Below are 6,388 nucleotides of genomic sequence, written 5' to 3'. Positions count from 1 at the left end.
GGTTACATGAGCTTAGTTTTGATTTTTGTCTGATCAGGTGCAAGATCTGAGTAATGGAGAGTTGGTAGTTGACGATTACCAACTCTCCATTACCTATTACCAAAAATTTTGAGACTATGTCTTGATGCAGTCGCTCATGGGGGAAACCACGGCAGTCGCTCATGGGGGAGACCACGGCAGTCGCTCATGGGGGAAACCCCCAAGACCGCGCTGCCTCCCCAAGACCGCGCTGCCTCCCCAAGACCGCGCTGCATCGCTTTGATCAGTGATTAACCAGATTTGATAGTAATAGTCAATTGGCAATTAAAAATTTTTAATTGCTGTTGGTATACTACAAATCTTCACTGAGAACTTCATGGAAAGCAAACCCAGGGGCAGCCAATACAAAGACAATGGTAGGAAGACCAGCAGTTTTTAGCTGTAAGCTTTCGTAATATTGAGTAAACTTATCGTCTGGTATAGCCATACCCATAAAGATTAAGTCAGCATCAGCGGATGACTCATGAAGAATAGTATTAAAAGAACGCCCTTCGGAAACCAGCACCTGACAAATAACCCCAATCCGCAACTGTTTCACCCAATTACTTAGGTTTGCCCGTGCTGCTTGAGCTGCTATTTCATTAGGAACCACCAACTTGAGGTAAATCTCAGCATTTTGCCACTTCAGGTCGCTGCGCAATAGATAGGCGAGGAGCAACATCAGGCTACCATTGGCTTGCTTACCGCCCCACCAAACATCAATCCGTTGACGACTACCGAAACCCTGCTCCCGATTTTCCCGCAGAATCACTACATTACGCTTTGCCTGGTGTATGTGAGTAATCAAGCGACAGTAAGGCTGGCGACGGCTAAGGGTTTCGTTATCCCCGAGTAAAACTGTATTGGGAACTAGTGGTCCTATACCGTAAGTGTCTACCAGTTGCCGGGCTCCGGTAAAGGGATCCGGTGCTGTTACCAAGCGCACCAGAGCTTGTACACTGCGCCGTTCGAGATACTCACTGATGGTTTGTTCTAACTGTGCCTGCTTAGCCACACTATGGGAACTACTAGGTAAAATACTCGAAACGGTCACTAAACCGCGATTATGGGTCAGGGCATCGGCTAACTCTATCAAAGACCATCGTTTAGTGGGAGCTCCTGACAGCACCAAGATGTGGGGTCGCCAGTTTTTCGGATCAGGGTGATGACTAATCTGAAAAATACCAGTGCGCAACAGTGCCATCCAAATGCCCCGGCGTACATCCCCCCAAGCCGTGCGCAGTTCCCGCTGCTGTAACCAAAGGTAAACCCCCAAGACAATAACAGCTGCTGCCACTGTGGCAAAGGCATTGATCAAAAACATTACGATCAGGCAACCCAATGCCCCTAACAGTGACAGAAACCAATTAACTTTAAAGGAGGGTCGGAACGAAGGACTTTGCAAAAAGCCCTCAATGGCAGCTGCTACATTCAACACCAGATAGGTGGTCAGAAAGAACATACTTAGCACTGGTGCAATGATATCTAATTGACCAAGGCAAACTGCAGCAGTAGCTATTCCCAAGGTTACAGCGGTACCAATCCGTGGTTCATCATCTCGTCCACTACCCGTACCTAGGAATCGCATCCAACGGGGTAATACCCCATCTCTAGCTAATGCCTGTAAAATCCGGGGAGCTCCCAGAATACTCCCTAAAGCACTGCTGAGAGTAGCACCCCATACCCCGAGTAGGATTGACGGACCCCAAAATGCCATTTGCCTCATAATCAGAGGATTGGCAATTAGGGCATCTCCCCCCACCCGCATCGATAGAATAATTGGTACGATCATATAAACGGCATATCCTGTGCCTACTGCTGCCAGAGTACCGATGGGAATGGCGCGGATGGGGTTGCGTAGATCACCGGACATATTCACCCCAGCCATGATACCGGTCACGGCAGGGAAGAAGACAGCAAAGACACCCCAGAAGGATTCTTTGGAGGTCACCCACAGCTCAATATTAGCTACATCATAAGGGTAATCATGGTTACCGACGAATAGAGCAATCAGGGATAGCACTATCGCAGCCATAATAAAGTATTGAATGCGGATGGCGAGGCTAGCGGAAGTCAAAGCCAGTATTGCCACTAAAATAGTAGTAATTAGCGCTACATAAAGCTGGTTGAGCTGGGGAAAGGTCTTAACTACGCTCTCTGCAAAACCAATAGTGTATAAGGCGACTGAGAGAGCTTGGGCAAAGTAAAGGGGAATTCCTACGGCACCGCCAGTTTCAATTCCTAGGGAACGGCTAATCATGTAATAGGCACCACCAGCCCTAACAATGCGGTCAGTTGCGATCGCAGAAATAGACAGAGCCGTCAAAAAGGTAATACTGGTGGAGAGGGTAACAATGATGAGGGTACCCACTAAACCAACATTACCAAGTACCCAACCAAAGCGCAGGTACATAATAACCCCGAGGATGGTGAGAATCGACGGGGTATAGACCCCACCGAATGTTCCCAAACCTGAAGTTTTTTCCTGAGTAGGCTCGACAACAGGAGATGAGCGGCGACCAAAGAACAACTTCATATGTCTAAAACACGAATATAGTGCATTAAGCTAATCTGACTATAGGGAATAGGGAATAGGGAACAGAGATTTTCATTCCTTTGGTGTGGGCGAAACGCCCATGGATTTCTGAGTTGAAAAAGCCGTCGAGGCAAGCAAGTGCGAAGCGTCCTCGGTGAAATACCAGAGATGTTCATACTTTGTTCTTTGTTGTAAATTCATTTTTGATGGGGGTATAGCTGGAAAATTTTTCAAGTCCTTGGCAGACAATTTCAGTTGGTGAATTGATCCAGGTCCATGAACAACTCCACCAGTTCTACCCCCAAGCCACCGACATTGCAACTCAAGGATGTTACAACGTTGGTAGCCTGGGCTTTTGGTTCAACATTGGATGAATTTCACACCACAGGACTAACTGCTGTCATGGGGTTTTGGGCAAACAAGTAGAAACTGCTAATGGAACGAAGAGAACAGAAACGATAGTCTTTTAATCTGACAGTCTTTTAAGCTGACTACAGAATTAACTTGCTAAATTCCCAACTTTATGCACCCCAATCACGAATTTAAGACATTTTTTGCTCAATGACCAATAATTACCCAATATGGGTAATATCAACTCCGGTTAATCACTTCGTTGATCAATCCAGTCATGAAGCTTCCACCACCTGGCTATCGCCGTTCGCGTAGCGTGGCGATAGCCAGGTGGTGGTGTCTTATGCTAACTTAGAACTACCCCTAGTCCATAAGTCACACAAGCAAGCCCAGCTTCTAGGCGGTCGTCGAGATCTTTTGCTGGAACGACCCTCACTGTCATTTCTGCGAGTGAGTTTAAACACACCTCTAGCACCGATGTTGTAAGCGCCGTTTAAGTCGGCATTAAACCGCTTACCTGAAGGGAAGGTTGCCAAAGAGTATTTTTGAGAATTTCTCTTAACCGTACCAGAGCCATCAAAAGCAAGTTTAGAGGTATAAGACGCAACGACTTCTATCACTTTTCCACCCAATTCAGCCCATTTCATTTCTGTGAAGTCGCGGATTTTTGCCTTGAGCCATCCGTGGAATCTTTGTTTTAAATTAGACCGCTTTCGTCCACCAATGGGCTTCCACCCTTTAAGATTCTCGAATACAATGGCTTCCGAGTTAAACTTTTCAGCAATCTCAACAATCCGCTTGGAAACAATATGGCCAATTTGGTTATTGATTCTTTGGCATTTTTGATAAGTCAAAGAGCAAAAACCTTTATGTAGTTTTCCTCCTTTTCCCATCGTTTTCGATGCTCTTGCTGATACGGACTTTAGTCGTTTGTCCCTGCGGTCTATGTCTCTTCCAAGATGAATAAAATCACGTTCGCGTAGCGTCGGCTTTGCCGAATGGATTACAGTGCCACTATGGGTTACAACTGCTACGGTAGCGGTAGTATTAATCCCTAAATCTACCGCAGTTATGTTAGCCAATGGCTGGCGTTTTTCTGGTTTGCAAGTAAACGGAACAGACAGATGACAGTACCGTACGTTAAAAATCAACGAAGGGGACATCATCTTGTTTGTAGCTATCTTATGACGCTCTCTTAGACCAGTTATTTGAACTGTAGTCCAAACCCAATCTTTACCATTAAAAGCCTTGATTTCGATTTGGTCAAAACCATGTAGCTTGTAACATTGACCTTTGTACAAAGCTGGATAGCAGCCAGTATCAGCATTTAATCTTGGTGGCTTGCTATCTTTTCTTTTTCGACTACCAGACTGCCATTCACGGTATCGAGTCACATAACTACTAACCTGTCCAGCGGCAAATGCTATCGCAGCTCGACGGTAGTAACTAGGGAACTTGTAAAAAGCCTTGTTGAATTGTGGATATTTGATATTTGGACGCTTGGCTGTTTTATGCATCAACTTTTCGACAGCAGGAGTTAGCTGTACAGCAGTCAAGCCACCAAGCTCAGACCAATGAGTATAGATAATACCGACTAAGTACCTACAAGCCTGACGATAAACTTTAACCGTCTCCGAAAACAAGATTTTTTGTCCGGGAGACGGATTAAGCTTCCATTTATCAGTCCTGATGACTTTGGTCGGCGTTTTCACTAGTCTATGATTCTATTGTTAGTTAATATTTTAACCTCTAAAAATGTAGACGACAATAGATTGATTGATGTTTTAGGTTTTTAGCTATTGTTGTTGGCGTGGACTAACCCCCACCTGGACGAGGTGGGGGAATGCGTCTCACGTCTTGTTCAAACTCTAGTTGTAGGATCAGCCTGATGGTTAGGCTTATCTTAAAACAGACCCAAAGTCAAAGACTGATCAATGGGGAAGGTAGCACCAACACCAAGCCAGATGGTGACTAGGGTACCAAATAAAAATACCGTAGTTGCCACTGGACGGCGGAATGGGTTCTGGANAACAGGAGATGAGCGGCGACCAAAGAACAACTTCATATGTCTAAAACACGAATATAGTGCATTAAGCTAATCTGACTATAGGGAATAGGGAATAGGGAACAGAGATTTTCATTCCTTTGGTGTGGGCGAAACGCCCATGGATTTCTGAGTTGAAAAAGCCGTCGAGGCAAGCAAGTGCGAAGCGTCCTCGGTGAAATACCAGAGATGTTCATACTTTGTTCTTTGTTGTAAATTCATTTTTGATGGGGGTATAGCTGGAAAATTTTTCAAGTCCTTGGCAGACAATTTCAGTTGGTGAATTGATCCAGGTCCATGAACAACTCCACCAGTTCTACCCCCAAGCCACCGACATTGCAACTCAAGGATGTTACAACGTTGGTAGCCTGGGCTTTTGGTTCAACATTGGATGAATTTCACACCACAGGACTAACTGCTGTCATGGGGTTTTGGGCAAACAAGTAGAAACTGCTAATGGAACGAAGAGAACAGAAACGATAGTCTTTTAATCTGACAGTCTTTTAAGCTGACTACAGAATTAACTTGCTAAATTCCCAACTTTATGCACCCCAATCACGAATTTAAGACATTTTTTGCTCAATGACCAATAATTACCCAATATGGGTAATATCAACTCCGGTTAATCACTTCGTTGATCAATCCAGTCATGAAGCTTCCACCACCTGGCTATCGCCGTTCGCGTAGCGTGGCGATAGCCAGGTGGTGGTGTCTTATGCTAACTTAGAACTACCCCTAGTCCATAAGTCACACAAGCAAGCCCAGCTTCTAGGCGGTCGTCGAGATCTTTTGCTGGAACGACCCTCACTGTCATTTCTGCGAGTGAGTTTAAACACACCTCTAGCACCGATGTTGTAAGCGCCGTTTAAGTCTGCATTAAACCGCTTACCTGAAGGGAAGGTTGCCAAAGAGTATTTTTTAGAATTTCTCTTAACCGTACCAGAGCCATCAAAAGCCAATTTTGAAGTATAAGCCGCAACGACTTCTATCACTTTTCCACCCAATTCAGCCCATTTCATTTCTGTGAAGTCGCGGATTTTTGCCTTGAGCCATCCGTGGAATCTTTGTTTTAAATTAGACCGCTTTCGTCCACCTTTTGGCTTCCACCCTTTAAGATTCTCGAATACAATGGCTTCAGAGTTGAACTTTTCAGCAATTTCAACAATCGCCTTGGAAACAATATGGCCAATTTGGTTATTGATTCTTTGGCATTTTTGATAAGTTTTGGAGCAAAAACCTTTATGTAGTTTTCCTCCTTTTCCCATCGTCTTCGATGCTCTTGCTGATACGGACTTTAGTCGTTTGTCCCTGCGGTCTATGTCTCTTCCAAGATGAATAAAATCACGATGGATTACAGTGCCACTATGGGTTACAACTGCTACGGTAGCGGTAGTATTAATCCCTAAATCTACCGCAGTTATGTTAGCCTCTGGCTTGCG

Annotated in this window: 5 protein-coding genes and 1 pseudogene; 2 read left to right on the top strand and 4 right to left on the bottom strand. The window is 44.9% G+C overall.

From position 1 onward, the window contains the following. Positions 1 to 331: 331 nt before the first annotated feature. Positions 332 to 2,554, bottom strand: coding sequence for an APC family permease (locus BJP37_RS07425; RefSeq protein ID WP_075897679.1), 2,223 nt, complete (start codon positions 2,552 to 2,554; stop codon positions 332 to 334). Positions 2,555 to 2,830: 276 nt separating this feature from the next. Between BJP37_RS07425 and BJP37_RS38745 the strand changes: the two genes are divergently transcribed. Then, the gene (locus BJP37_RS38745; protein WP_158069476.1) at positions 2,831 to 2,980 is read left to right on the top strand and encodes a hypothetical protein; all 150 of its coding nucleotides are present in this window, start codon (positions 2,831 to 2,833) and stop codon (positions 2,978 to 2,980) included. Between the two features lie 266 nt (positions 2,981 to 3,246). On the opposite strand, the gene BJP37_RS07420 is transcribed toward BJP37_RS38745, so the two are convergent. Both BJP37_RS07420 and BJP37_RS07415 read right to left on the bottom strand, forming a co-directional pair. Continuing rightward, positions 3,247 to 4,617 carry an IS200/IS605 family accessory protein TnpB-related protein gene (locus BJP37_RS07420; RefSeq protein ID WP_075897677.1) on the bottom strand — a complete coding sequence of 457 codons (1,371 nt, stop codon included), beginning with the start codon at positions 4,615 to 4,617 and terminating at the stop codon, positions 3,247 to 3,249. A 191-nt stretch (positions 4,618 to 4,808) separates the two neighbouring features. After that, positions 4,809 to 4,931: pseudogene (locus tag BJP37_RS07415) on the bottom strand (cytochrome b6-f complex subunit IV); the annotation flags it as partial. A 315-nt stretch (positions 4,932 to 5,246) separates the two neighbouring features. On the opposite strand from BJP37_RS07415, the gene BJP37_RS38740 reads away from it, so the two are divergent. Continuing rightward, positions 5,247 to 5,396 (top strand): hypothetical protein, encoded by a 150-nt coding sequence (locus tag BJP37_RS38740; RefSeq protein ID WP_158069476.1) that lies wholly within the window; start codon positions 5,247 to 5,249, stop codon positions 5,394 to 5,396. 266 nt (positions 5,397 to 5,662) lie between these two features. Here BJP37_RS38740 and BJP37_RS07410 read toward each other — a convergent pair. Beyond that, positions 5,663 to 6,388, bottom strand: a 726-nt coding sequence (locus BJP37_RS07410; protein ID WP_143727962.1) for an IS200/IS605 family accessory protein TnpB-related protein, incomplete at its 5' end; no start/stop codon positions are given.

It is taken from the genome of Moorena bouillonii PNG, from assembly GCF_001942495.1.
GTDB lineage: Bacteria > Cyanobacteriota > Cyanobacteriia > Cyanobacteriales > Coleofasciculaceae > Moorena > Moorena bouillonii.
The sequence above is the reverse complement of the archived record's forward strand: the minus strand, read 5'-3'. Positions and strand labels throughout refer to the sequence as shown.